Genomic DNA, 23,309 nt, shown 5'->3' on the forward strand with positions numbered 1-23,309 from the left:
TAGGATGGTGCCATGAACCCACGCCACCGCCGACTCGTCATCCCGGTGGCGCTGGGAGCCCTCATCCTCATCGTCGTCCTCGCCGCGGTCCTGTGAGCGACGGGCACGCCGCGGCACCGGAGTGGGACCGCCTGCGGGCGGCCGTGCTCGATGCGGACTCCCTGGTGCGCGCCCTGGCCAGCGGCCGCCGCAGGGGCGGGCCCGCACCCGTGGTGCAGGGGCGCGAGGTGCGCCGCGTCGAGGTCCGCGTGGTGGACCTCAAGGCCGGACGGCACCTCCAGGTGACCGCGTACGACGCGACGCAGGCGCACACCACCAACCACGCGCTCGGCAAGGACGCCCGGGCCGTCGTCGATGCGCTGCTGGCCGAGCCCTTCGCCAACTGGCACGTCGACACGAGCGACGCCACCCACCAGCTCCGCGTGACGAAGAAGGGCGCGCCGCTGCTCCACACGTCCGCCCGCGCGGAGGCGGTCGAGGTCTCGCGCGACCACGACCGGACCAAGGACCGGCTGCTCGCGGAGGACGACCCCGTGCTCGTGGCCCTCGGGATCAGCGACGCGCAGGGCCGGGTGAAGCCGACGCGGCAGGCGAAGTACCGCCAGGTCGAGGAGTTCGTGCGCCTGCTCGACGCCAGCCTCGGCGAGGCGCTGGAGCAGGGGCACGTGCGTACGCCGAGCGCGGACGACCCGCTGCGCATCGTCGACCTCGGCTGCGGCAACGCCTACCTCACCTTCGCCGCCCACCGCTTCCTCACCGCACCCGTCGCCGAGGGCGGCCGCGGCCTGCCGGTGCGGATGACCGGCGTCGACGTGAAGCAGCAGTCGGCCGACCACAACACCGAGGTGGCCGCCGGGCTCGGGATCGAGGCCGACTTCGTGGTGGGCTCGATCGGTGAGGTGCGGCTCGAGCAGGCGCCCGACGTCGTGCTGGCGCTGCACGCCTGCGACACCGCCACCGACGACGCGCTCGCCCGGGCCGTGGAGTGGCAGGCCTCGCTGGTGCTCGCGGCCCCGTGCTGCCACCACGACATCGCCAGCCAGCTGCGGACCGCGGAGGTTCCCGCGCCCTACGCGATGCTCACCCGCCACGGGATCCTGCGCGAGCGGTTCGCCGACACCCTCACCGACGCCCTGCGGGCCTCGCTGCTGCGCCGCGAGGGCTACCGCGTCGACGTGGTGGAGTTCGTCGAGAGCGCCCACACCCCGCGCAACACGCTGCTCCGCGCGGTGCGCACCGGCGCGCGTGGTGCCGGCGCCGTCGAGGAGTACGACGAGCTGCTCGCCGCGTGGGGCGTACGTCCCCGGCTCGGCGAGCTGCTCGGCGGCGGTCTCAGCCGGTGAAGAGCGCCGAGGCGCGCACCAGCGTCTGCCACAGGCCGTAGGCCAGCGGGACCCCGACCAGCAGCCATGCCAGGGCGATGAGGACGGGGCTGGTGGGGGAGCTCTGCGAGGTGCTCATCGGGTGGCCTCCTGGCGGGTGGCGACGCGCTCCTCGTTGGCAGCGTGCGCGTCGTGGTCGAAGTGGGCGTCGGAGACGGGCTTGATCATCAGGTTGGCGATGAAGCCGACGGCGAGCACCCCGACCATGGTGAACAAGGCCGGTTGGTAGTCAGCGGCGACGAGCGCGCCGGGCTCGCCGACGCGGTCGAGGATGCCGTTGACGATGAGCGGTCCGGCCACACCGGCGGCGGCCCACGCCGTCAGCAGGCGGCCGTGGATCGCGCCCACCTCGAGCGTGCCGAAGAGGTCCTTGAGGTAGGCCGGGACGGTGGCGAACCCGCCCCCGTAGTAGGAGATGATGACCGCGGCCAGCGCTACGAACACAAAGGGAGAGACGCTGCCGAACAGCGCGAGCAACAGGTAGAGGACCAGCCCGACACCGAGGTACATGACATAGATCCGCTTGCGCCCGACATGGTCCGAGGTGGTCGACCACACGAAGCGACCGAGCATGTTGGCCAGTGAGAGCACGCCGACGAAACCGCCGGCTGCCGCAGCGGTGACGGCGCTGGTGCCGTTCTCGCGGAAGAAGTCCTGGATCATCGGTGACGCCTGCTCGAGGATCCCGATGCCGGCGGTGACGTTGCAGAACAGCACGACCCACAGGAACCAGAACTGCGGTGTGCGGATCGCCGAAGAGGCGCGCACCAGTGCCCCGTTGGTCCCGGTGGAGTGCTCGGCGGTGCTGTCGTCACCGTGGCCCGGGGGGACCCGCACGAGCGCGGCACCGACGAGCATGAACGCGGTGTAGACGATGCCGAGCGTCAGGAAGGTCTGTGCCAGTGCCGGGCCCGAGGCGACTGCGCCCGGCTCGGTGGCCACGAAACCGGGGTCGTAGACGCTCATCAGGCGGTTGGACAGCGGTGAGGCGATCAGCGCACCGCCGCCGAAGCCCATGATCGCCATGCCGGTCGCGAGGCCCGGACGGTCGGGGAACCACTTGATCAGCGTGGAGACCGGTGAGATGTAGCCGATGCCCAGCCCGATGCCGCCGATCACCCCGTAGCCGAGGTAGAGGAGCCACAGCTGCCCGGTCGCGATGCCCGCCGACCCGACGACGAATCCGGTGCCCCAGCAGAGCGCTGCGGCCAGCATGGCCTTGCGAGGCCCGGAGCGCTCGACCCACGTGCCCAGGAAGGCGGCGGAGAGACCGAGCATCACGATGGCGATCGAGAAGACCCAGCCGATGGCCGTGAGGCTGGTGTCGAACGAGGCGACCAGTGAGTTCTTGAAGACAGAGAACGCGTAGACCTGTCCGATGGAGAGGTGGACCGCGAGCGCGGCGGGCGGGATCAGCCAGCGGCTGTAGCCCGGGTGCGCGACGATCGCCTTCTTGTCGAGGACCGACATGGAACTCTCCTTCCCGAGAGTGACCGCAGTCACGCTACGGACAGGTGGTTGAGATGTCACCTACCCGTAGGGGCGTGACGACGAGCGGTCGCCCCGGCACGACGAACGGTCGCCCGACGGGGCCGGGGCTACGGTGGGGGTGTGGTGGAGGCGCGGCGACTGGGGCTGGCGTGCCTCGTGGCACTCCCGTTCCTGGTGGGGGCCGCTGGCGGCAGCGCCGCCGAGCGTGACCAGGCCTTCGTCCTCACCGATCCCGACATCGTTGAGTCGAGCGGTCTCCTGGTCGCGGACGGGCTCGTGGTGACCACCAACGACTCGGGCGACAGCGGACGGGTCTTCGCCGTCGATCCCGCCACGGGCGACACGGTGGGCACCACGTCCTGGTCCCCGGCGCCCGAGGACGTCGAGGCGCTGGCGCCGGCCGGGGCCGGCCACGTCTGGGTGGGCGACATCGGCGACAACCGACGCGCCCGCGACTCCGTGCAGGTGCTGCGCGTCCCGGTGGGTCGCCAGGACGCGACCGTGGTCCCGGAGGCCTACGACCTCGTCTACCCCGACGGCGCGCAAGATGCCGAGGCGCTCCTGGCCCACCCGCTGACCGGTCAGCTGCTCGTGGTCACCAAGGGCGTCTTCTCCGGCACGGCGTACGCCGCTCCGCGGCTGCTGAGGTCCGACCGCCCCAACGCCCTCGTCGAGGTCGGCCGTGCGCCGGGCATCGTCACCGACGCGACGTTCCTCCCCGGCGGCGGCGGTGTGGTGATGCGGACCTACGGCAGCGCCCACCTGGCGGCGTACCCCTCGTGGCAGCCCGTCGCGTCGTGGGACCTGCCGCCCCAGGACCAGGGCGAGGGCGTCGCGCTCGCCGGGCGCGACCTGCTGCTGAGCACCGAGGGCGCGGCCTCGCAGGTGCTGCGGGTCCCGCTCCCGGTCGCGGCCGGCGTCACCGACCTGCGCTCACCGGCGTGGACGGCCCTGCGCTGGCTCGCGACCGCCCGCGGGCTGCCCATCACCGGCTGAGGGACCTCAGGCCAGCGCGGCGTCCAGTGCGGCCTGCACGTGCAGGGTCGTGCACGGGAAGACCGGGAGCTCGACGTCGGCCTGCTTCACCAGGAGCTCGAGCTCGGTGCAGCCGAGCAGCACGCCGCCTGCGCCGGCGTCCCACAGCTCCTCGATGATCGACACGACGCGGGCCCGGGTGCGAGGGAGGACGACACCGTGCACGAGCTCCTCGTAGATGGCGTCGTTGAGGAAGTCGTGGTGGCTGGTGTCGGGCACGACGACGGAGAGACCGTGGCTGGCGAGCCGGTCGACGAAGAAGGACTCCTGCATGGCGACCTTCGTGCCGATCAGCCCGACCGTCTCGATGCCGGCGGCGCGGACCGCGGCCGCGACGACGTCGGCGAGGTGGAGCACGGGGATGTCGACCGCCTCCTCGACCTGCTCGGCGACCTTGTGGAAGGTCGTGGTGCACAGGAGCAGGAAGTCGGCGCCGCCGCGCTCGACCGCGCGGGCGGCGTCGGCGAGCAGCGTGCCGACCTGGTCCCAGCGCTCGTCGTCCTCGAGGTGGGTCACCTCCGCGAAGTCGACGGTGGTGAGCACGAGCTTCGGCGAGGAGAGCCCGCCCAGGCGGTCCCGCATCCCGAGGTTGAGGTCGCGGTAGTAGACCGCGCTGCTCTCCCAGCTCATGCCGCCGACGAGTCCGATGGTCTTCACGCGCGGAAGTCTGCCATCTCTCACGACCGGTGCACCTTGTGTGCCGCTGCTTGGGCGCGCGGCTTGATCACCAGCTCGTCGATGTCGACGTGTGACGGACGGGTGGCGACCCAGGCGATGGCGTCGGCGACGTCCTCGGCGAGCAGCGGCTGGTCGACCCCGGCGTAGACCGCGTCCGCGCGGGCCTGGTCGCCGGCGAAGCGCTTGAGCGAGAACTCGTCGGTCTGCACCATGCCGGGCGCGACCTCGCACACCCGGATCGGCTCGCCGTTGAGCTCGAGGCGCAGCGTCTCGGTCACGACCTTCACGCCGTGCTTGGCGGCGGTGTAGCCGCCACCGCCCTCGTACGCCCACCGTCCGGCGGTGGAGCCGACGTTGACGACCACCGCGTCCCCGCTGGCGCGCAGCGCGGGCAGCAGCGCCTGCGTCACCCGCACCAGGCCGAGGACGTTGACGTCGTACATCCAGCGCCAGGCGTCCAGGTCGGCCTCGTCGACGCGGTCGACACCCACGGCCCCGCCGGCGTTGTTGACCAGCACGTGGCACACCGGCACGGCGGCGGCCAGCGCCTCGACGGACGCGGCGTCGGTGATGTCGCACGTGACAGCCTGACCGCCGATCTCCGCGGCGAGCGCCTCGATCCGGTCGGTGCGGCGGGCCGCGCACACGACCCGGAAGCCCTGAGCGGCGAGGGCGCGGGCCGTGGCTGCGCCGATGCCGCTGGAGGCGCCGGTGACGACGGCGGTGCGGGGCTGCGAGGTCCTGTCATCGCTCATGGGTCCATCCTGCCAAGATGTCGGCGTGATCATCGCGGCGGCAGACGGTTCGGCACTCGGCAACCCCGGCCCCGCCGGGTGGGCGTGGTACGTCGACGACGGCTGCTGGGCCTCGGGCGGCTGGCCGCACGGCACCAACAACATGGGCGAGCTGATGGCCGTGCTCGACCTCCTCCAGCAGACCGCACACCTCGACGAGCCCCTGCTCGTCTACTGCGACAGCAAGTACGTCATCGACTCGATCACCAAGTGGATGAAGAACTGGAAGCGCAAGGGCTGGAAGAAGAGCGACGGCAAGCCCGTGATGAACGTCGAGCTGATGAAGGCGCTCGACGAGGCGATGCAGGGGCGCAAGGTGCAGTTCGAGTGGGTCAAGGGCCACGCCGGCCACCCGCTCAACGAGGCCGCCGACAAGCGGGCCAACGCCGCCGCCACGGCCCACCAGCGCGGCGCCGAGCCAGACCCGGGCCCCGGCTTCGCCGGCAGCAGCACCTCGCACCCGGCCGCCGCGGTCGGCCAGGTCGAGGAGGAGCCCGACCTCTTCTCCGACCTCGAGGACCTGGCGCTCACCGACGAGGAGCACGTCGTCGCCATGGAGCGCGCCCTGCTCACCGACGACGTGCGCGCGGACCGCGCCGCGGTCGCCGCGCTGCTGCACCCCGACTGGCGCGAGGTCGGTCGCTCGGGCCGGTTGTGGACCCGCGAGGACGTCCTCGACGAGATCGGCCCGATCGCGCCGGTGGCGCTCGAGGTGGTCGGGATCGACCGCCTGGGCCCCGACACGATCCTGCTGCTGTGGCGCGCCGCTGCGGACGGGCGCTCGACCTTGCGCAGCTCGCTGTGGGTGCGCGACGGCGGCACCTGGCGGCAGCGCTTCCACCAGGGGACCGACGAGCCGTGAGCGGTGAGCAACCACCCGCGTTCTGGCACACTCCCCGGATGGCCCCAGCGAAGCTCGCCGCACCCCTCGCCCTGGCCGGGGGACTGCTGTGGATCCTCCACGCGCTGCTCGGCGGTGGGAGCGACCCCCTTCCCAGCACCCTCCACTTCGTCGGCCTGGCCTGCGTGCTGGCCGCTGCCGGACTCTTCGGATCCGGGCTCGTGAAGAGCGACGCGGTGGGGATGCGGGTCCTGGTGGCCCTGGCGAGCGCCCTGCTGGCGCTGTCGCTCGTCGAGGCGTTCCGACCGCCCGACAGCCCGTGGTACGACGGCGGATGGGGGATCCTGGCCGCGCTGCTCGGCGCCATCGGGCTCGTGCGGCGCCGCGGCAGCGGACGTACGTCGGGAGCGCACTCGCGCTGAGGCACGGGTCACCCCGGGAATCCCCGGGGGCGCGGCGTGGTTGTGCCGGAGATGCCCCGACCGGGCACCCCTGACCAGGACCTCGACGAAGGAGACAGCGTGGGCGAGCGCGTGGCGATGATCAGCCTGCACACCTCACCGCTGGACCAGCCGGGCACGGGCGACGCGGGCGGGATGAACGTCTACGTCATCGAGCTGTCGCGGCGCCTGGCCGCGCAGGGCATCGACGTCGACGTCTTCACGCGCGCCACTTCCTCCTCGCTGCCGCAGGTCGTCGAGGCGGCCGACGGGGTGCTGGTGCGCCACGTCGCCGCCGGTCCCTTCGAGGGGCTCACCAAGGGTGAGCTGCCCGGTCAGCTGTGCACCTTCGCCCGCGAGGTGCTGCGCACCGAGGCGATGCAGCCGCTCGGCCACTACGACGCGGTGCACTCGCACTACTGGCTCTCCGGTCAGGTGGGCGCGCTCGCCCGCGACCGGTGGAACGTGCCGCTCGTGCACTCCATGCACACCATGGCCAAGGTGAAGAACACCGCACTGGCCGCCGGCGACAGCCCCGAGCCGCTCTCGCGGGTCATCGGGGAGGAGCAGGTGGTCGAGGCCGCGGACCTCCTCGTCGCCAACACCGACACCGAGGCCCGGCAGCTGGTGGACCTCTACGACGCCAGCCCCGACGCCGTCGAGGTGATCCACCCCGGCGTGGACCTCTCGGTCTTCGTCCCGCGTGGCCGCGCCGAGGCGCGCCGTGAGCTCGGCCTCCCCGTGGACGCCGTCGTGCTGCTCTTCGCCGGGCGCATCCAGCCACTGAAGGCGCCCGACGTTCTGCTGCGCGCCGTCGGCGTGCTGCTCGAGCAGGACCCGTCCCTGCGGCACCGGCTCGTCGTACCCGTCGTGGGCGGGCCCTCGGGGTCCGGGCTCGAGCACCCCACGGCGCTGGCCGACCTGGCCGCCGACCTCGGCATCGCCGACGTGGTCCGCTTCGTCCCGCCGGTCACCCAGCGCGAGCTGTCGGTCTGGTCGTCGGCGGCCACGGCCGTCGCCGTGCCGTCGTACAACGAGTCGTTCGGTCTCGTGGCCGTCGAGGCGCAGGCCACCGGGACGCCCGTCGTGGCGGCCGCGGTCGGCGGCCTCACCACCGTCGTGCGCGACGGCATCAGCGGCCTGCTGGTCGACACCCACGAGCCGCGCGACTGGGCGGCGAGCCTGCGCCGGCTGATCGACGACCCGGACCTGGTCGAGCGGCTCGGTCGCGGGGCGATCGCCCACGCCCAGGAGTTCTCCTGGGAGCACACTGCCGAGCGCACCCTGCTCGCCTACGAACGGGCCGGCAGCCGCATGCGTGCTGAGATGGCGTCATGACCAGCGCCGTCGACGTCGTCCGTACCTACCTCGCCGACAACGAGATCGAGCACGAGGAGCGCACCCGCGAGGGCGTGGAGGGGGCGAGCTTCTCGCTGACCCTGCCCGGGGAGAAGAAGCTGCAGACACCCGTCCGGCTCGACGTCGGCGCCCACGCGCTCGGCGTGCACGCCTTCGTGTGCCGCAACCCCGACGAGAACCACGCCCGCGTCTACCGCTGGCTGCTCGAGCGCAACCTGCGGATGTACGCCGTCTCGTTCGCCGTGGACCACGCCGGCGACATCTACCTCGAGGCGCGGCTCCCGCTGTCCGCGGTCGAGCCCGACGAGCTCGACCGGGTCCTCGGCTCGGTGCTGGCCAACGCCGACGAGTCGTTCAACGCCATCCTCGAGCTCGGCTTCGCCACCTCGATCCGCAAGGAGTGGGAGTGGCGGACCTCGCGGGGCGAGTCGACCCGCAACCTCGAGGCCTTCCGCGGCTGGCTCGAGGCCTGAGCCTCAACCCTGCCTCGGCCTCCGCCGGGTCATCAGCACGCCCACGATCGCCAGCGCACCCCCGAGGAAGGTCAGCGACGGAGGCACCTCGTCGATCGTCAGCCACGCGACCAGCGTCGCGATCCCGGGGACGAGGAACGTGGTCAGCGACAGGGCGCCGGCGTCGGTGTGGGTGAGGGCGTAGGCCCACGTCGTGAACGCCACCGCGGTCGGCAGGACGCCGAGGTAGACGATCCACCACAGCTCCGCGCCGCCGTCGGCGACGATGCCCGGGAGGTCGCCGGAGAAGGGCAGGCAGATCAGTGCGCCGGTGAGGAACGAGACGAAGACGACCTGGACCGACGGGAGCCGGCGCAGCAGGACCTTCTGGGTCAGCACGCCGACGGCGTACATCGCGGCGGCGACGAGCACCAGCCCGACGCCGAGCAGGCTGGCGTCGGCGTCGGTCGAGGACCCCCTGGCGATGACGGCCACCCCGGCGAAGCCCACCACCATGCCGGCGAGCAGCCACGAGTGCAGGCGCTCACCGAAGAGCGGCACCGCCAGGAGCGCGACGATCACCGGCCCGATCTGGATGATCATCGCCGCGGTGCCGGCATCGACGTGCCGCTCGCCGGCGTTGAGCGCCAGGTTGTAGACGCCGAACCAGCCGACCCCGCCTAGGGCCAGCAGCGCCCACTCGCGGCGGTGGGGCCGCACCCAGCCCCGGCGCAGCACCAGCGGCGCGACGACGAGTGCCGCCACGAGCAGGCGCCCGGCGCCGAGGGCCCCGGGGCTCACGTCGTGCGCGACGTGACGGATGACGACGAACGCCGAGGCCCACATCACCAGCGTGATCGCCCCCGCCGTGATCGGCAGCCACGGCGCGGGGGCCGTGGTGGCGGGAGTGGCGGGGGAGGTCGTCGTGGTCACGGGTCAAGGCTAGGTTCGGTCATGACGGACCGCCAGCGGATTCCGGACGTCGTACGCCGACTTCCCGCCGGTCCCAGGGGCTCAGAGATCCAGCTTGTAGCCGAGCCCACGCACGGTCACGAGGTACTTCGGCTCGCCCGGGTCGGGCTCGAGCTTGGCGCGCAGCCGCTTGACGTGCACGTCGAGGGTCTTGGTGTCGCCGACGTAGTCGGAGCCCCAGACCCGGTCGATGAGCTGGCCGCGGGTGAGCACCCGGCCGGGGTTGCGCAGGAACATCTCCAGGAGCTCGAACTCCTTCAGCGGCAGGCGCTGCTCGGTGCCGTCGACGGTCACCACGTGGCGCTCGACGTCCATCCGCACCGGGCCGGCCTCGAGGGTGTCGGGCATCAGCTCGGGCTCTTGGCCGCGCCGCAGCACCGCCCGGATCCGGGCGACGAGCTCGCGGGGGGAGTAGGGCTTGGTGACGTAGTCGTCCGCGCCGAGCTCGAGGCCGACGACCTTGTCGACCTCGTCGTCCTTGGCGCTGACCATGATCACCGGGACCGACGACGACTGCCGGATCTGGCGGCACACCTCGGTGCCCGGCACGCCGGGCAGCATCAGGTCGAGGAGCACGATGTCGGGCCCGAAGCGGTCGAACTCCGTCAGGGCGGTGTTGCCGTCGGCGGCGATGGCGACCTCGTAGCCCTCCTTGCGGAGCATGTAGGCGAGGGCGTCGCTGTAGCTCTCTTCGTCCTCGACGACGAGTACCCGGGTCATGCGGGGTGGTCCCTTCGGTGGGTGCTGCTGGTGGCGTGGGGGGCGTCAGGAGTGCTGACGAGCGGGGGTGCCTCGGTCTGCGCGGGTGCGACGACCTCGACGGGGGTGGTGCCGGTGCCGGAGGCGGGCTCGGAGTTGCGGGGAAGGGTGAGCGTGAAGGTCGACCCCTGGCCCTGCACCGACCACACCGAGATGTCGCCGCCGTGGGTGGCGGCGACGTGCTTGACGATCGACAGGCCCAGCCCGGTGCCCCCGGTGGAGCGGTGGCGTGCGGGATCGACGCGGTAGAACCGCTCGAAGATGCGGTCGATGTCCTCGGCCGGGATGCCGATGCCCTGGTCGACGACCGAGATGTGCACCTGCGCACCCTCGGCGCGGGTGGTGACCACGACGCGCGACCCGGTGTTGGAGTAGGCGACCGCGTTGGCGACCAGGTTGCTGATGGCGGCGCCGATCTGCTCCTGGGAGCCGTAGACCTCCAGGCCGTGCTCGCCGCGCGACTCCACGACGATCTCCTTCGCCGCAGCCTCCATGGCGCTGGTGTCGACCGCGGTGGCCACGGCGGCGTCGAGGTCGACCATCACCGGCGTCTCGAGCGGGTCGTGGCCCTGGAGACGGGACAGCTCGATGATCTGCTGGACGAGCTTGGAGAGCCGGTCGCTCTCGGTCAGCATCCGGTTGGCGAAGCGCTGCACCGCCTCCGGGTCGTCGGAGGCGTCCGTGACGGCCTCGGCGAGCAGCCGGATCGCGCCGACAGGGGTCTTGAGCTCGTGGCTGACGTTGGCGACGAAGTCGCGCCGGACGGCCTCGACCCTCTTCTCACGGGTGCGGTCCTCGACCAGCGCCAGCACGAGCCGGGCGCCCAGGGGAGCGACGCGTGCGGTCAGGGTGCGGTTGAACCCGCCGTCGGCGGCCGGCATGTCGATGTCGCTCTCGCGGATCTGCCCGTCGCGGCGCACCTGCGCGACGATGTCGAGCAGCTCGGGGACCACGACGCTGTTGCCGCGCACCAGCCCGAAGGCGTACGCCGGCGCGGAGGCCTTGAGGACGTGGTCGGCCTCGTCGACCACGACCGCGCTGGAGCGCAGGATGCTGAGCACCGCGGCGGCTCCCGCCTGCACGACGGGCGCCTCGACCTGCGGCAGCGTGTGGCGCTGGCGGTCGCTGATGTGCCACGCGAGCATCGCGCCGCCCGCCACGATGGCCCCGATCAGCGCGGCCAGACCAGCCTGCATCGTCGGATCCACGCTCACATCGTACGCATCAGGACGGGGTGCCCCGACCGGCTGGACGCCGGGCGCCGAGTGTTCACGCGCCGTTCATCGACGACGTACGGCTGTTCGCTTTGGCTGCCTAGGGTGGGCACATGCGTGAGGCTTTCCATGACCAGCTCGACGGCATCTTCGCCGACCTCTCCGACATCTGCGGGCAGGTGGAGGTCGCGGTCCGCGAGGCCACCCGGGCCCTGATGACCGGTGACATCCACACCGCCGACCAGGTGATCAGCAACGACAAGGCGATCGACGACGCCCGCGAGCGGGTCGACGACACCGCCTTCGCCCTGCTGTCGCTCCAGCAGCCCGTCGCCGGCGACCTGCGGATGATCGTCTCCGCGCTGCGGATGGTCAGCGAGCTCGAGCGGATGGGCGACCTCTCGGTCCACGTCGCCAAGATCGCCCGGCTGCGCGTGCCGTCGGTGGCCGTGCCCGACGAGCTGCGTCCGACGATGGAGCGGATGGCCGAGACCGCCGAGGACATGGTGCGCCGGGTCCGGGGGATCATCGTGGACCGCGACGTCGACGCCGCGATCGAGCTCGGCCGCGACGACGAGGTCATGGACCAGCTGCGTCGCCGCAGCTTCACCGAGCTGCTGTCGACCGAGTGGAAGCACGGCGTCGAGGCCGCGGTCGACATCGCCCTGCTTGGTCGCTACTACGAGCGCATCGCCGACCACTCGGTGTCAGTGGCCAACCGCGTGGTCTTCGTCGTCACGGGCGAGCGGCCCGAGCGCGACTGACGTACGCCCTCAGCGACCCTGGTTGGCGACCGCGGCCGCGGCGGCCGCCGCCGCCTCGGGGTCGAGGTACTCGCCACCGGGGACGGTGGGACGCAGGTCCTCGTCGAGGCGGTAGACCAGCGGCATGCCGGTGGGGATGTTGAGCCCGGCGATGTCCTCGTCGGAGACGCCGTCGAGGTGCTTGACCAGCGCCCGCAGGCTGTTGCCGTGCGCGGCGACCAGGACGGTCCTGCCGGCCTGGAGGTCCGGCACGATCTCGCCGTCCCAGTAGGGGAGGAAGCGTGCGATGACGTCCTTGAGGCACTCGGTGCGGGGCATCTCGTCGCCGAGGTCGGCGTAGCGGGGGTCGCCCGCCTGCGAGAACTCGTCGTCGTCGGCGATCGGCGGCGGCGGGGTGTCGAACGAGCGGCGCCAGAGCATGAACTGCTCCTCGCCGTACTGCTCGAGCGTCTGCTTCTTGTCCTTGCCCTGCAGCGCGCCGTAGTGGCGCTCGTTGAGCCGCCACGACCGCTTGACCGGGATCCAGTGGCGGTCGGCGGCGTCGAGGGAGAGGCACGCGGTGGTGATCGCGCGGCGCTGCAGCGAGGTGTGCACGACGTCGGGAAGCAGCCCGGCGTCCTTGATGAGCTCGCCGCCGCGCACGGCCTCCGCGCGGCCCTTCTCCGTCAGGTCGACGTCGACCCAGCCGGTGAAGAGGTTCTTGGCGTTCCAGTCGCTCTCGCCGTGGCGGAGCAGGACCAGGGTGTACGTCATGAGGCGTCCAAGCCTTCCCAGTAGCCGCTGTCGTCGGAGACGACGGGGACGTTGAGCATCACGCGCTCGCCGCTGCCGAAGTCGACCGCCAGCGGGACGACGTCGCCGGCGCCGAACTCGCCGGTCAGGACGATCTCGGCCGGCGGCTCGGCCAGGTTGACCAGGCCACCCGCAGGGATCTCGACGGGCTCGAACTCCGTGACCTCGACCGTCGCGCCGTCGCCGGCAGAGAGTCCGGTGAAGGTCTGCTCCTCGTCGATGTCGTTGTTCGACAGCGACGCCACGAAGGTGCCGGAGCCTTCGGCTCCCGACACCACGACGGCCGACAGGACGTCGACCACGCCCTCGCGGTTGTTGGCACCGCTGCCGGGCGTGTAGTCACGCTCGGTGGCGTAGTCGAAGCCGCAGGAGGACAGCGGAGCGGCGAGTGCGAGAACTGCCGCGGCGATCGCGAGGGGTCGGAGCTGCATGGCGCACAGCCTAGCGTCGGCTCAGGTGAGTCCGACGGTCCGCCCTGCGATCAGGATGCCGACCGCGACCGCGGTCGTGAAGACGCCTGCGAGCAGCAGCAGTCGGGGGGTGCCCAGGCGCAGCGCGAGCACCATCGGGAGGGATCGCTCGCCCGCCTCGTGGTCGGTCACCAGACCGGGCAGTGCGAGCAGGACGTGGACCCCCAGCCCGAGGGCCGCGGCGAGCGCCACCATGGTCGGCGTGGGGGGTGTCGTCGTGCCCGCGCCGTTCCACCCGCCGTACGCGAGGAAGGCGGGGTAGAGCGCGAAGCCGAGCACCCACGGCACGAACGACAGCACCCGTCCGTGCAGGAAGCGATCGCCGACGGCGGAGATCGCGAGCAGGGAGAGGTACGCCGCCGCGGCGCGGCGGCCGTGGGCCACCGCGAGGGGCACCACCATCAGCACCGCGCACGTCAGTGCGAACCACACCGTGCCGGGGTCGAGCACGCCGCGAGCGAGGGGCTTGGAGGGCCGGTGGCGCTCGTCGCTGCGGCGGTCGGTGAGGTCGTCGGCCCACCCCAGCACGGACTGGCCCACGAGCACGGTCGCGGCGACGAGCCCGACCTCGCGCAGGGGGCGTCCCGCCACGGCGGCGGCGGTCGCCAGGGCGACCGCGGTGGCCACGGCCTGGCGGGGGTGCGCTGCGCGCACGAGCAGCAGCGCCGGCCGCGCCGACAGGTCACCGAGCATGGCCCGAAGTATGGCCCAGACCCGCAGCCGGAGCGCGCCGCACCACAGGGACCGCCGATCTGTCAAGCCCGGAAGTGGCCTCTGACCTGCGGAAACGCTGTCCGGGAGCCGGTCGGACCCGTGTTAGAATGCTCACCTAGGAAGGGGAACTGAACATATGACTTTCACCGTTGGCGAAACGGTCGTCTATCCCAATCACGGGGCCGCAGTCATCGAGGACATCGAGATGCGGACGATCAAGGGAGAGGACCGGCAGTACCTCGTCCTCAGGATCGTCGCACAGCAGGACCTGGTCGTTCGCGTGCCGGCCTGCAACCTCGATCTCGTCGGCGTCCGCGACGTCGTCGACAAGGAGGGCCTCGACCGCGTCTTCGACGTGCTGCGCGCAGCCCACGTCGAGGAGCCGACCAACTGGTCGCGCCGCTACAAGGCGAACCTCGAGAAGCTGCACTCCGGTGACGTGATGAAGGTGTCGGAGGTCGTGCGCGACCTGTGGCGCCGCGAGCGTGACCGTGGGCTCTCGGCCGGCGAGAAGCGGATGCTGGCCAAGGCGCGGCAGATCCTGGTCTCCGAGCTCGCGCTCGCGGAGAAGACCAACGAGGACAAGGCAGAGGCCATGCTCGACGAGGTGCTCGCCTCCTGAGCGTGGACCACGCAGACCGAGGCCCCTGGGACGATGCTCCCCGGGGCCTCGGTCTCGTTCTGGACGAGGAGCGCGGCTCGCTTCCGTACGCCTTGGTCCACGGGGAGGCGCTGGTCGCCTGTGCCGCGTGGGCGCTGGGCGAGTCGGGAGTCGACCTCGTCGACGCCAGCGTCGGCTGGGCCGCGATCGCGGAGTCCGGCGAGGACCTGGTGCTGCACGACGCGCTGTGCCCGATGACGCCACCCGACTTCATCGCCTCCTGCCTGGAGCAGGCCCGGGCCACCGGGCGCCCGGTCGTGGGCGTACGCCCGGTGACGGACACGGTCAAGGTGGTCGACGGAGGTCTCGTGGGCGACACGCTCGACCGCGACTCGCTCCTCGCCGTCGCCTCACCGCTGGTGGTGCCGGCGGTGGTCGTCGCCGGCCTGGCCCGTCGCCCGGCCGCCGACCTGGCTCGGGCGGTGGCGGACCTCGCCGCCGCGGGGCACCCGGTGCTGACGGTGACCGCGCCGCCCGAGGGGCGACGCGTGTCCTCGCTCGAGGACGTACGCCTGCTCGGCGCGCTCACGACCACGCAGGGCTGAGCTCGACCGCCAGCGCCACGTCCTCGGGGAAGGTGACCTTGAGGTTCAGCGGGCTCCCGGGCACGGCCGCCACGTCCACCTCGCGGTGGGCCCGCACGCAGGCGGCGGTGTCGGTGCCCTCGAAGCCGCCCGCGGCCGCGGCGGTGTAGGCCGCGAGGACGTCGTCGGCCCGGAAGGCCTGCGGGGTCTGCACGCCGCCCACCTCCTCGGTGACGGCGCTCAGGTCGGCGTGCAGGAGGTGGGTCGCCGGGACCACCGGGATCGCCCCGCCGACCTCGCGGGCGGCGTCGATCACCGCCTGCCACAGGTCGGTGCCGGCGAGCGGGCGCGCGCCGTCGTGGATCGCCACGACGTCCACCTCGCCGGCCTCGATGTCGTCGGCCAGGACCTGCAGGGCCGCCCACTCCGAGGCGTGGCGGGTGGCGCCGCCGTCGACGACGACCACCTCGCGGTCGCCGAGGTGGGGCGCGACCGCCTCCGCGACGGCCGTGCGGTCCTCGGGTCGCACGACGAGCACGAGACGACGTACGTCGGGCAGCGCGAGGGCGTCACGGACCGACCAGACCAGCACGGGTGCGTCACGCAGGGGCAGCAGCACCTTGTTGACCTCGGCCCCGACCCGGCTCCCGGACCCGGCGGCGAGGATGACGACGGCGGTCGGCATCAGCCGTCGACCGGGCCGGTGACGAGCGCGGTGGCGATGGCGGCCACGCCCTCGCCGCGTCCGGTGAGGCCCAGGCCGTCGGTCGTGGTGGCCGAGATGCTGACCGGGGCGCCGACGGCGGCCGTCAGCGCGGCCGCGGCCTCGTCGCGCCGCGGGCCGAGACGCGGGACGTTGCCGATGACCTGCACCGAGACGTTGGCCACCTGCCACCCCGCAGCGCGCACCCGGCGGGCCGTCTCGGCGAGCAGCGTCGCCCCCGACGCCCCCGCCCACTCGGGCTCGGCGGTGCCGAAGTGGGTGCCGAGGTCGCCGATCCCGGCGGCGGAGAAGAGGGCGTCGCAGGCAGCGTGGGCCGCGACGTCGGCGTCGGAGTGGCCCTCGAGCCCGGCCGGCTCGTCCGGCCACGACAACCCGCCGAGGTGCATGGGGACGCCCTCGACGAGCCGGTGCACGTCGGTGCCGATGCCGACGCGGATGCCGGTGGGACCAGGGGTGGGGGTGCTCACGTCGGCATCATGCCCTGCGGGGCGTCACAATGGTCCGGTGACCACACGTCGTCCGCCCTGGGTGCTGGCCGGAGTCCTCGCAGGGCTCGCCGGACTGGCGACCAGCTATGCCACCGCGATGGTCCTGACCATCCGCGAGTCACCGGTGGTGGCGGTCGCCGAGCTCGTCATCAAGCTCGCCCCGGGAGCGGTCGCCGAGCGGGCGATCGCGATCCTCGGCACGGCCGACAAGCCGGCGCTCGTCGTGGGCATCCTCGTGCTGCTGCTGGCGTGCTTCGCCTGGGCCGGGTCGATGGCCCGCGGCTCGTGGTGGCGACCCGTGCTCGTGTGGGTGGCGCTCGCCGGGGTCGGCCTCGGTGCGGTGATGGCGCAGCGCAACGCCGGTGTGGTCGACGCGCTCCCGGTGCTGGTCGGGCTGATGACCTGGGTCACCGTGCACTCCGCGCTCGTCGACGCCCTGCGCCGCCAGCAGCGCCGCCCGGACCTGGAGTCGCACGAGCGGCGCGTCTTCCTCATGGTCGCCGGCGCGATCTCCGTCGCCTCGGTCGGGATCGCGGTCGCGGGCCGCTTCGTGGGAGCAGGGCGCCGCCACGTCGAGGTGAGCCGCCGGCTGCTGCGCATCCCCGGCGTCACCCGGCGCACGGCTCCCGCGGCGACGTCGCTCGGCGTGGCGGGCATCGTGCCGTGGCAGACCCCCAACGAGGACTTCTACCAGATCGACACCGCCATCGCGCTGCCCACGATCGAGCCCGACGACTGGTCGCTGCGCATCCACGGCATGGTCGACCGCGAGCTGGTGCTGAGCTACTCCGAGCTCGTGGCGCGCCGGGTCACCGAGTCGTGGATCACGCTCAACTGCGTGAGCAACGAGGTCGGCGGCGGGCTCGTCGGCAACGCCCGCTGGAGCGGCGTACGCCTCGCGGACCTGCTCGCCGAGGTCGGCGTGGACGCGGGCGCCGACTGCGTGCTGCAGACCTCCCAGGACGGGTGGACGTGCGCCACCCCGCTCGAGGTGCTGACCGACGACCGCGACGCGATGCTGGCGGTGGCGATGAACGGCCGCCCGCTCCCCATCGAGCACGGCTTCCCGGTGCGCACCATCGTGCCGGGACTCTACGGCTACGTCTCGGCGACGAAGTGGGTCGTGGACCTCGAGGTGAGCACGTTCGCGGAGTCCATGGGCTACTGGACCGACAAGGGCTGGTCGGCGCTCGGACCGGTCAAGATCGCCTCGCGCATCGACGTGCCGCGCTCCGGCGACGACGTCGCGGCCGGCGACGTCACCTTCGGTGGCGTCGCCTGGCACCAGCACACCGGCATCGAGGCGGTCGAGGTGCAGGTCGACGGCGGCGCGTGGGAGCGCGCGGAGCTCGGCGAGGTGCCGTCGGTCGACACGTGGGTGCAGTGGGCGGTCACGCTCGACGTCCCCGAGGGCGACCACGAGGTGCGCGTGCGCGCGACCGGCCTCGACGGCGAGACGCAGACCAGCGTGCTGCGCGCCCCGGACCCGGACGGTGCGACCGGGCTGCACACGATCGAGTTCAGCGCGGGCTGACCCGGCTACGCGTTGCGGATGACGTACGCCGTCCCGCCGGAGGCCGCGATCCAGAGCCGCTCGAGCTGGGCGCGGTCGTAGACGCGGCGAACCTCGCCGTTGGTGGCGCCCGCCGGGTCGTTCACGACGACGTCGCCGTCGGCCTCGAAGCCGACCACCACGAGCAGGTGGCCGTTGCTCGCCGAGATCGGGGCGCCGGTGAGCTGACCGCGGCCGAAGGCGATCGAGATGATGACCGGCACGCCGGCGGCGACCTGGTCCTCGGCCTCGCGCAGGTCGCGCATCCGGGTGACGTAGGAGTCGCCGGCCACCAGCGTGGCGGCGTACGCGGTGTTGAAGGCCCAGTTGCCGGTGCCGCGGTAGCCGTGGTCGTAGACCATCTTCGCGGTGTGGTCGACGACGGCGTCGGTGTGGCCGGCGGCGATCCCGCCGGGTCGCGGCGAGATGCCGTAGTAGCCGAGCACCATCGCGGTCGAGGTGGGCGAGCACCACGCCTCGCCGCCGCCGCCCCACTGCGGGTAGTGGCCCTCGTGGACCATCTGGGAGTAGGTCGGCACGGGCAGGACGGTGCCGGCCGCGGGGCCCGGCTCCGAGGTCGGGCGGGGCGCGGTGGCGTCGGCCGAGGCGACCGCCCCGACCCGCTCGAGGCCCACTGAGAGGCTCGAGCCGCGCGGGCGCATCAGCGTCACGCGCACCTGCCACGAGGTGACGCCGCCGGCGGACTGCCAGGTGTCGGCGTTGACCCCGCCGAGGTCGTCGGCCTGCCCCGACCAGGTGCGGCGGGCGACGGGACGGTTGGTGCGGCTCCAGTCGGCGACGGTGTCCCAGGTGCCGGTGCGCCCGCTCGCGTCGCGCCCGCGCACCTGGACGCGGACCAGGCTCCGGCCGGGCGTCGTGGCCTCCCAGGACGGGATGAGCGAGGTGGCGGGAAAGGTCGTCGCAGCCCAGGGCGAGGTCCAGGTCCCGGCCTCGTAGGCGCGACCGGCCACCGTGCGCGGCTTCGGCTCCAGGAGCGAGACCTGCCCGCGGCCCATCTTCAGCCCGCGACGCTTGCCGGACTTGAGCTCGGCGTAGCTGCTCCACGAGGTCAGCTGGACCTGAGGGGTCGCGCGCGTGCGTGCCTCCGTCCGGTCCGTGGCGCCCGCGGGCGGGACCAGTGCGGTGGCGAGGAGCAGGGGAAGGGCGAGGGCGGCGGCACGTCGGAGCACGCACGACGATAACCCGGCTTGACCCACGCGTCACAGGAGTCACACGAATCGTCGTCCGACGGCCGGGGCGGCGACGAAGTCGGGGGATCGACCCCCGCGCCCTAGACTCGGACGGTGACTCTGAGGCTCCACGACACCGCTGCGCGCGAGACGCGCGACTTCGTCCCCCTCGTCCCGGGCCGTGCGGGGATCTACGTCTGTGGTCTCACCGTGCAGTCCGAGCCGCACGTCGGCCACGTGCGCTCGGCGGTCAACTTCGACGTGCTGCGCCGCTGGCTCGCAGCGAGCGGCTACGAGGTCGACTTCATCCGCAACGTCACCGACATCGACGACAAGATCCTGACCAAGTCCGCCGAGCAGGGCGTGCACTGGTACGCCCTCGCCGCCGCGATGAAGCGCGAGCTCGACAAGGCCCTGGCTGCGATCAACGTGATGCCGCCGACCTACGAGCCGGGCGCCACCGGGCACGTCCCGGAGATCGTGGAGCTCGTCGAGCAGCTCATCTCCCGCGGCCACGCCTACGCCGCCGAGGACGGCAGCGGCGACGTCTACTTCGACGTCCGCAGCTGGTCGGCGTACGGCGAGCTGACGCGGCAGAAGGTCGAGGACATGGAGCCCGCCGGCGACGCCGACCCGCGCGGCAAGCGCGACCCCCGCGACTTCGCCCTGTGGAAGGGCCACAAGAAGGAGAGCGAACCCGCGAGCGCCGCGTGGCCCTCCCCGTGGGGGCCCGGTCGGCCCGGGTGGCACATCGAGTGCTCGGCGATGGCCGGCAAGTACCTCGGCCCCGCCTTCGACATCCACGGGGGCGGCGTCGACCTGCGCTTCCCGCACCACGAGAACGAGCAGGCCCAGTCCCGCGCCGCCGGTCGCCCGTTCGCCTCCTACTGGCTGCACAACGCCTGGATCACCACGGCCGGGGAGAAGATGAGCAAGTCGCTCGGCAACTCCCTGCTCGTCCCGTCGGTGCTCGAGCGGGTGCGGGGCATCGAGCTGCGCTACTACATGGTGGCCGCCCACTACCGCAGCCACGTGGAGTTCAGCTTCGAGGCCCTCGACGAGGCCGCCAAGGGCTTCCGCCGGGTCGAGGACTTCCTCGACCGCGCGGCGCCGGTCGTGGGCCGGTGGTTCGCGGCCCTGCCGGAGGCGTTCGTGGCAGCGATGGACGACGACCTCGGCACGTCCGCGGCCGTCGCGGTCATCCACGACTCCGTGCGCGAGGGCAACCGGCTGCTGGCCGACGGACCCTCGGACGCGCTCGGGCAGAAGTTCGGCGAGGTGATCGCGATGCTCGACGTGCTCGGGCTCAACCCGGCCGACGAGGCGTGGGCCACCGGGTCGTCCGACGACCGGCTCACCGAGGTCGTCGACGCGCTGGTGAAGGGGCTGCTCGCCGACCGGGCGGCCGCGCGCGAGGCGAAGGACTGGTCGCGCGCGGACGCCATCCGAGACCAGATCAAGAGTGCCGGCTTGGAGGTCGAGGACACCCCGACCGGCCCACGGTGGACCATCATCCAGGGGAGCGTGTGACCCGTCATGGCAGGTAATTCCAAGCGCAAGGGCGCCATCAAGAAGACCGGCAAGGGCAACCCCACTGCCGGCTCCGGTGGACGCGTGCGACGGGGCCTCGAGGGCCGCGGCCCGACCCCGAAGGCCAAGGACCGGCCCTACCACCAGGCGCACAAGGCCGCGAAGCGCGCCGAGAAGGCCAAGGACACCCGCCCGAAGCGGCGTACGTCCTCCGACGCCGAGTGGGCCGCGGGCCGCAACTCGGTTGTCGAGCTGCTGCAGGCCGGCGTGCCGGTCACCGCGATCTACGTCGCCGAGGGCGCCGAGCGCGACGGCCGGATGCGCGAGGCCTTCAAGCTGGCCGCCGAGCGCGGGCTGACGCTGCTCGAAGTCACCCGCAACGAGATGGACCGGATGACCAGCGGCGCCGTGCACCAGGGCCTCGCCGTCCGGCTGCCGAGCTATGACTACGCCCACGCCGACGACCTGCTGGAGCGGGCCGCCGAGCTCAAGGAGCCGGCGCTGGTCATCGCGCTCGACCAGGTCACCGACCCGCGCAACCTCGGTGCCGTGATCCGCTCGGCCGCCGGCTTCGGCGCGCACGGCGTGCTCATCCCGGAGCGGCGCGCGGCCGGCATGACCGCGTCGGCCTGGAAGACCAGCGCCGGTGCGGCCGCCCGCATCCCGGTCGCCCAGACCGTCAACCTCACCCGTCAGCTCAAGGCCTACCAGGACGCCGGCTGCATGGTCGTCGGCCTGGCCGCCGACGGTGACCTGTCGCTGCCCGAGCTTGTCGCACCCGGCGGACTGGCCGAGGGCCCGCTCGTCGTCGTCGTCGGCTCGGAGGGCAAGGGACTCGGGCGCCTGGTCGCGGAGACCTGCGACCAGATCGTGTCGATCCCGATGGCGGGCCAGCTGGAGTCGCTCAACGCCGGCGTCGCCGCGTCGGTGGCCCTCTACTCCATCTCGCAGGCCCGCCTGACATGACAGCCGCCCGTCGGCTGCTGGTCGGCGTCGCGCTGGCCGGCCTGAGCGTGACGCTCGGGCTGGCAGTCGCGGTCTCGCTGTTCCTGACCAGCAGCCGCACGGTGGTGCTGGTCGGCCACGACACCGTCGTACGTCCCACGCTGGGCGGCGACGCGGTGGTGCAGACCGGACCTCTGCTGCCGGACCTCCGCTTCCGCGACATCGGCCCGGTCGGCGTCACGCTGGCCCTCGGCAAGACCGAGGTCGGCTCGATCGAGCAGCTGGTCGAGCGCTACGCCCTCATCGCCGGCGACCCGACCGCGCCGATCGACAAGGTCCGCTCGGTCGTGGTCGACATGGCGGTGAGCGCCGCGTTGCGCGGCGTCGCGGTCGGCCTGCTCCCCGTGGCGGTGTTCCTGCTGCTGGGACGGCACCGTCGCGGTGAGCTCTTCCGCGGCCTGCGGACGCGTCAGGGGGCCTTCGCCGGAGTCCTGCTCCTGGCCCTGCCGGTGCTGGTGTGGCAGCCGTGGGAGTCGCGCGAGCGGACCCAGGAGGAGCAGGGGGAGTGGCAGACGCTCGCCGAGCTCGCCGGACCCGACGTGCTGCTGCCCGAGGAGGTCCGAGCGATCGAGGTGCGCACCGGCCCGGTCACCACCCAGTCCAAGCGTCTGGTGCTGAGCGCCATCGACACCTACGACCGCAGCAAGGAGTTCTACTCCACCGCCGCCGAGGGTGCCGCCGACCTCGACCTGCGGGCCGCCGAGGAGGGCGAGACCGTCGCGCTCCTGGTGAGCGACCGCCACGACAACATCGGCATGGACCGCGTCGCCCGCGCGATCGGCGACCGGGTCGGCGCCACCGTGGTGCTCGACGCCGGCGACGACACGTCCACCGGTGCTCCTTGGGAGGCCTTCAGCCTGGACTCGCTCACCGCCGCCTTCGAGGACTGGGAGCGCTTCGCGGTCGCGGGCAACCACGACCACGGCACCTTCGTCAGCACCTACCTCGCCGACCAGGGCTGGACGATGCTCGACGGCGAGGTCGTCGACGCCCCGTGGGGCGGCACCCTGCTCGGGGTCGACGACCCGCGCAGCAGCGGGCTGGGCAACTGGCGCGACGAGTCCGGCCTGAGCTTCGCCGAGATGGGCGACCGACTGGCCGACGCCGCGTGCGCGGCCGCCGAGGACGGCGAGCGGGTCAGCACGGTGCTCGTCCACGACGCCAACCTCGGCGACGAGGCACTCGATCGCGGGTGCGTGGACCTCGTCGTCGGCGGGCACACGCACGTGCAGGCCGGTCCGGACCCGGTCGTCGGCGACGACGGCGCCATCGGCTACACCTGGACCAACGGCACCACCGGCGGGGCGGCGTACGCCATCGCGCTGGGCAGCAAGCCGCGCCGCGACGCCGACGTCAGCCTCATCACCTACGCCGACGGGCGCCCGATCGGCCTCCAGTGGGTGCGGCTGCGCACCGACGGGGCGTGGGTGGTCGGCGAGTGGAGCCCGATCGTGCCGGGATGAGGGTCGCGGGTGTGA

General features: G+C 72.7%; 26 protein-coding genes. 13 read left to right on the forward strand and 13 right to left on the reverse strand.

Annotated features, from left to right (window positions below; translation table 11 throughout):
* The first annotated feature begins 92 nt into the window (after positions 1–92).
* A complete protein-coding gene (locus tag CFI00_RS03715; RefSeq protein WP_207083941.1) occupies positions 93–1,343 on the forward strand; it encodes an SAM-dependent methyltransferase in 1,251 nt (416 codons plus the stop codon).
* On the opposite strand, the gene CFI00_RS23820 is transcribed toward CFI00_RS03715, so the two are convergent.
* Both CFI00_RS23820 and CFI00_RS03720 read right to left on the reverse strand, forming a co-directional pair.
* Complete coding sequence (locus CFI00_RS23820; RefSeq protein ID WP_269209489.1) at positions 1,333–1,461, reverse strand: hypothetical protein; 129 nt, start codon at positions 1,459–1,461, stop codon at positions 1,333–1,335. The genes CFI00_RS03715 and CFI00_RS23820 overlap by 11 nt on opposite strands.
* Positions 1,458–2,852 carry an OFA family MFS transporter gene (locus tag CFI00_RS03720; protein WP_207083942.1) on the reverse strand — a complete coding sequence of 465 codons (1,395 nt, stop codon included), beginning with the start codon at positions 2,850–2,852 and terminating at the stop codon, positions 1,458–1,460. Before CFI00_RS03720 ends, CFI00_RS23820 begins: the two co-directional genes overlap by 4 nt.
* A gap of 177 nt (positions 2,853–3,029) precedes the next feature.
* Here CFI00_RS03720 and CFI00_RS03725 point away from each other — a divergent pair, with 177 nt between their 5' ends.
* Positions 3,030–3,869 carry a hypothetical protein gene (locus CFI00_RS03725; protein ID WP_207083943.1) on the forward strand — a complete coding sequence of 280 codons (840 nt, stop codon included), beginning with the start codon at positions 3,030–3,032 and terminating at the stop codon, positions 3,867–3,869.
* Between the two features lie 6 nt (positions 3,870–3,875).
* Here the strand turns inward: CFI00_RS03725 and CFI00_RS03730 are convergent, their stop codons facing one another.
* Together CFI00_RS03730 and CFI00_RS03735 are read right to left on the reverse strand one after the other, a co-directional pair.
* A complete protein-coding gene (locus CFI00_RS03730; RefSeq protein WP_207083944.1) occupies positions 3,876–4,565 on the reverse strand; it encodes an amino acid racemase in 690 nt (229 codons plus the stop codon).
* Between the two features lie 20 nt (positions 4,566–4,585).
* The gene (locus CFI00_RS03735; RefSeq protein ID WP_207083945.1) at positions 4,586–5,341 is read right to left on the reverse strand and encodes an SDR family NAD(P)-dependent oxidoreductase; all 756 of its coding nucleotides are present in this window, start codon (positions 5,339–5,341) and stop codon (positions 4,586–4,588) included.
* A 25-nt stretch (positions 5,342–5,366) separates the two neighbouring features.
* Here CFI00_RS03735 and CFI00_RS03740 point away from each other — a divergent pair, with 25 nt between their 5' ends.
* From CFI00_RS03740 to CFI00_RS03755, 4 genes are all read left to right on the forward strand, one after another.
* On the forward strand, positions 5,367–6,242 hold the full coding sequence (locus tag CFI00_RS03740) for a ribonuclease HI family protein (protein WP_207083946.1): 876 nt from the start codon (positions 5,367–5,369) through the stop codon (positions 6,240–6,242).
* A gap of 38 nt (positions 6,243–6,280) precedes the next feature.
* On the forward strand, positions 6,281–6,643 hold the full coding sequence (locus tag CFI00_RS03745) for a hypothetical protein (protein WP_207083947.1): 363 nt from the start codon (positions 6,281–6,283) through the stop codon (positions 6,641–6,643).
* Positions 6,644–6,742: 99 nt separating this feature from the next.
* Complete coding sequence (gene mshA, locus CFI00_RS03750) at positions 6,743–7,999, forward strand: D-inositol-3-phosphate glycosyltransferase (protein WP_242532665.1); 1,257 nt, start codon at positions 6,743–6,745, stop codon at positions 7,997–7,999.
* Complete coding sequence (locus CFI00_RS03755) at positions 7,996–8,493, forward strand: YbjN domain-containing protein (protein WP_207083949.1); 498 nt, start codon at positions 7,996–7,998, stop codon at positions 8,491–8,493. The genes mshA and CFI00_RS03755 overlap by 4 nt, the downstream gene beginning before the upstream one ends.
* Positions 8,494–8,496: 3 nt before the next feature.
* Here the strand turns inward: CFI00_RS03755 and CFI00_RS03760 are convergent, their stop codons facing one another.
* The 3 genes from CFI00_RS03760 to CFI00_RS03770 form a co-directional block, all read right to left on the reverse strand.
* Entirely contained in the window at positions 8,497–9,405 is a 909-nt protein-coding gene (locus CFI00_RS03760; protein WP_207083950.1) for a DMT family transporter, read from the reverse strand.
* Between the two features lie 81 nt (positions 9,406–9,486).
* Positions 9,487–10,164 carry a response regulator transcription factor gene (locus CFI00_RS03765; RefSeq protein WP_207083951.1) on the reverse strand — a complete coding sequence of 226 codons (678 nt, stop codon included), beginning with the start codon at positions 10,162–10,164 and terminating at the stop codon, positions 9,487–9,489.
* Complete coding sequence (locus CFI00_RS03770) at positions 10,161–11,411, reverse strand: ATP-binding protein (protein WP_207083952.1); 1,251 nt, start codon at positions 11,409–11,411, stop codon at positions 10,161–10,163. Before CFI00_RS03770 ends, CFI00_RS03765 begins: the two co-directional genes overlap by 4 nt.
* A 119-nt stretch (positions 11,412–11,530) precedes the next feature.
* Here CFI00_RS03770 and phoU point away from each other — a divergent pair, with 119 nt between their 5' ends.
* Entirely contained in the window at positions 11,531–12,181 is a 651-nt protein-coding gene (gene phoU, locus CFI00_RS03775; RefSeq protein ID WP_207083953.1) for a phosphate signaling complex protein PhoU, read from the forward strand.
* Between the two features lie 9 nt (positions 12,182–12,190).
* Here phoU and CFI00_RS03780 read toward each other — a convergent pair whose 3' ends face one another.
* From CFI00_RS03780 to CFI00_RS03790, 3 genes are read right to left on the reverse strand one after another with little or no spacing between them, the layout of a single operon-like run.
* Positions 12,191–12,934 (reverse strand): phosphoglyceromutase, encoded by a 744-nt coding sequence (locus CFI00_RS03780; RefSeq protein ID WP_207083954.1) that lies wholly within the window; start codon positions 12,932–12,934, stop codon positions 12,191–12,193.
* Positions 12,931–13,404 (reverse strand): hypothetical protein, encoded by a 474-nt coding sequence (locus CFI00_RS03785; RefSeq protein WP_207083955.1) that lies wholly within the window; start codon positions 13,402–13,404, stop codon positions 12,931–12,933. Before CFI00_RS03785 ends, CFI00_RS03780 begins: the two co-directional genes overlap by 4 nt.
* Before the next feature lie 21 nt (positions 13,405–13,425).
* Complete coding sequence (locus CFI00_RS03790) at positions 13,426–14,136, reverse strand: UbiA family prenyltransferase (RefSeq protein WP_207083956.1); 711 nt, start codon at positions 14,134–14,136, stop codon at positions 13,426–13,428.
* Positions 14,137–14,293: 157 nt separating this feature from the next.
* Between CFI00_RS03790 and CFI00_RS03795 the strand changes: the two genes are divergently transcribed.
* Together CFI00_RS03795 and CFI00_RS03800 are read left to right on the forward strand one after the other, a co-directional pair.
* A complete protein-coding gene (locus CFI00_RS03795; protein WP_056602200.1) occupies positions 14,294–14,779 on the forward strand; it encodes a CarD family transcriptional regulator in 486 nt (161 codons plus the stop codon).
* 2 nt (positions 14,780–14,781) lie between these two features.
* Positions 14,782–15,363 (forward strand): 2-C-methyl-D-erythritol 4-phosphate cytidylyltransferase, encoded by a 582-nt coding sequence (locus tag CFI00_RS03800; RefSeq protein ID WP_207083957.1) that lies wholly within the window; start codon positions 14,782–14,784, stop codon positions 15,361–15,363.
* Here the strand turns inward: CFI00_RS03800 and CFI00_RS03805 are convergent.
* Together CFI00_RS03805 and ispF are read right to left on the reverse strand one after the other, a co-directional pair.
* Complete coding sequence (locus CFI00_RS03805) at positions 15,344–16,027, reverse strand: IspD/TarI family cytidylyltransferase (RefSeq protein WP_207083958.1); 684 nt, start codon at positions 16,025–16,027, stop codon at positions 15,344–15,346. The two genes, CFI00_RS03800 and CFI00_RS03805, sit on opposite strands and share 20 nt — an antisense overlap.
* Entirely contained in the window at positions 16,027–16,503 is a 477-nt protein-coding gene (ispF, locus tag CFI00_RS03810; protein ID WP_207085365.1) for a 2-C-methyl-D-erythritol 2,4-cyclodiphosphate synthase, read from the reverse strand. Before ispF ends, CFI00_RS03805 begins: the two co-directional genes overlap by 1 nt.
* 67 nt (positions 16,504–16,570) lie before the next feature.
* Between ispF and CFI00_RS03815 the strand changes: the two genes are divergently transcribed.
* Positions 16,571–18,088, forward strand: a complete 1,518-nt coding sequence (locus CFI00_RS03815; RefSeq protein ID WP_242532666.1) for a molybdopterin-dependent oxidoreductase — start codon at positions 16,571–16,573, stop codon at positions 18,086–18,088.
* A 5-nt stretch (positions 18,089–18,093) separates the two neighbouring features.
* Here CFI00_RS03815 and CFI00_RS03820 read toward each other — a convergent pair whose 3' ends face one another.
* Positions 18,094–19,296 carry a peptidase C39 family protein gene (locus tag CFI00_RS03820; RefSeq protein ID WP_207083960.1) on the reverse strand — a complete coding sequence of 401 codons (1,203 nt, stop codon included), beginning with the start codon at positions 19,294–19,296 and terminating at the stop codon, positions 18,094–18,096.
* A 114-nt stretch (positions 19,297–19,410) separates the two neighbouring features.
* On the opposite strand from CFI00_RS03820, the gene cysS reads away from it, so the two are divergent.
* From cysS to CFI00_RS03835, 3 genes are read left to right on the forward strand one after another with little or no spacing between them, the layout of a single operon-like run.
* Complete coding sequence (cysS, locus tag CFI00_RS03825) at positions 19,411–20,826, forward strand: cysteine--tRNA ligase (RefSeq protein WP_207083961.1); 1,416 nt, start codon at positions 19,411–19,413, stop codon at positions 20,824–20,826.
* A gap of 6 nt (positions 20,827–20,832) precedes the next feature.
* Complete coding sequence (rlmB, locus tag CFI00_RS03830; RefSeq protein WP_207083962.1) at positions 20,833–21,792, forward strand: 23S rRNA (guanosine(2251)-2'-O)-methyltransferase RlmB; 960 nt, start codon at positions 20,833–20,835, stop codon at positions 21,790–21,792.
* Positions 21,789–23,294 (forward strand): metallophosphoesterase, encoded by a 1,506-nt coding sequence (locus CFI00_RS03835; protein ID WP_207083963.1) that lies wholly within the window; start codon positions 21,789–21,791, stop codon positions 23,292–23,294. The genes rlmB and CFI00_RS03835 overlap by 4 nt, the downstream gene beginning before the upstream one ends.
* The last annotated feature ends 15 nt before the right edge of the window (positions 23,295–23,309 follow it).

It is taken from the genome of Nocardioides sp. S5, assembly GCF_017310035.1.
GTDB lineage: Bacteria > Actinomycetota > Actinomycetes > Propionibacteriales > Nocardioidaceae > Nocardioides.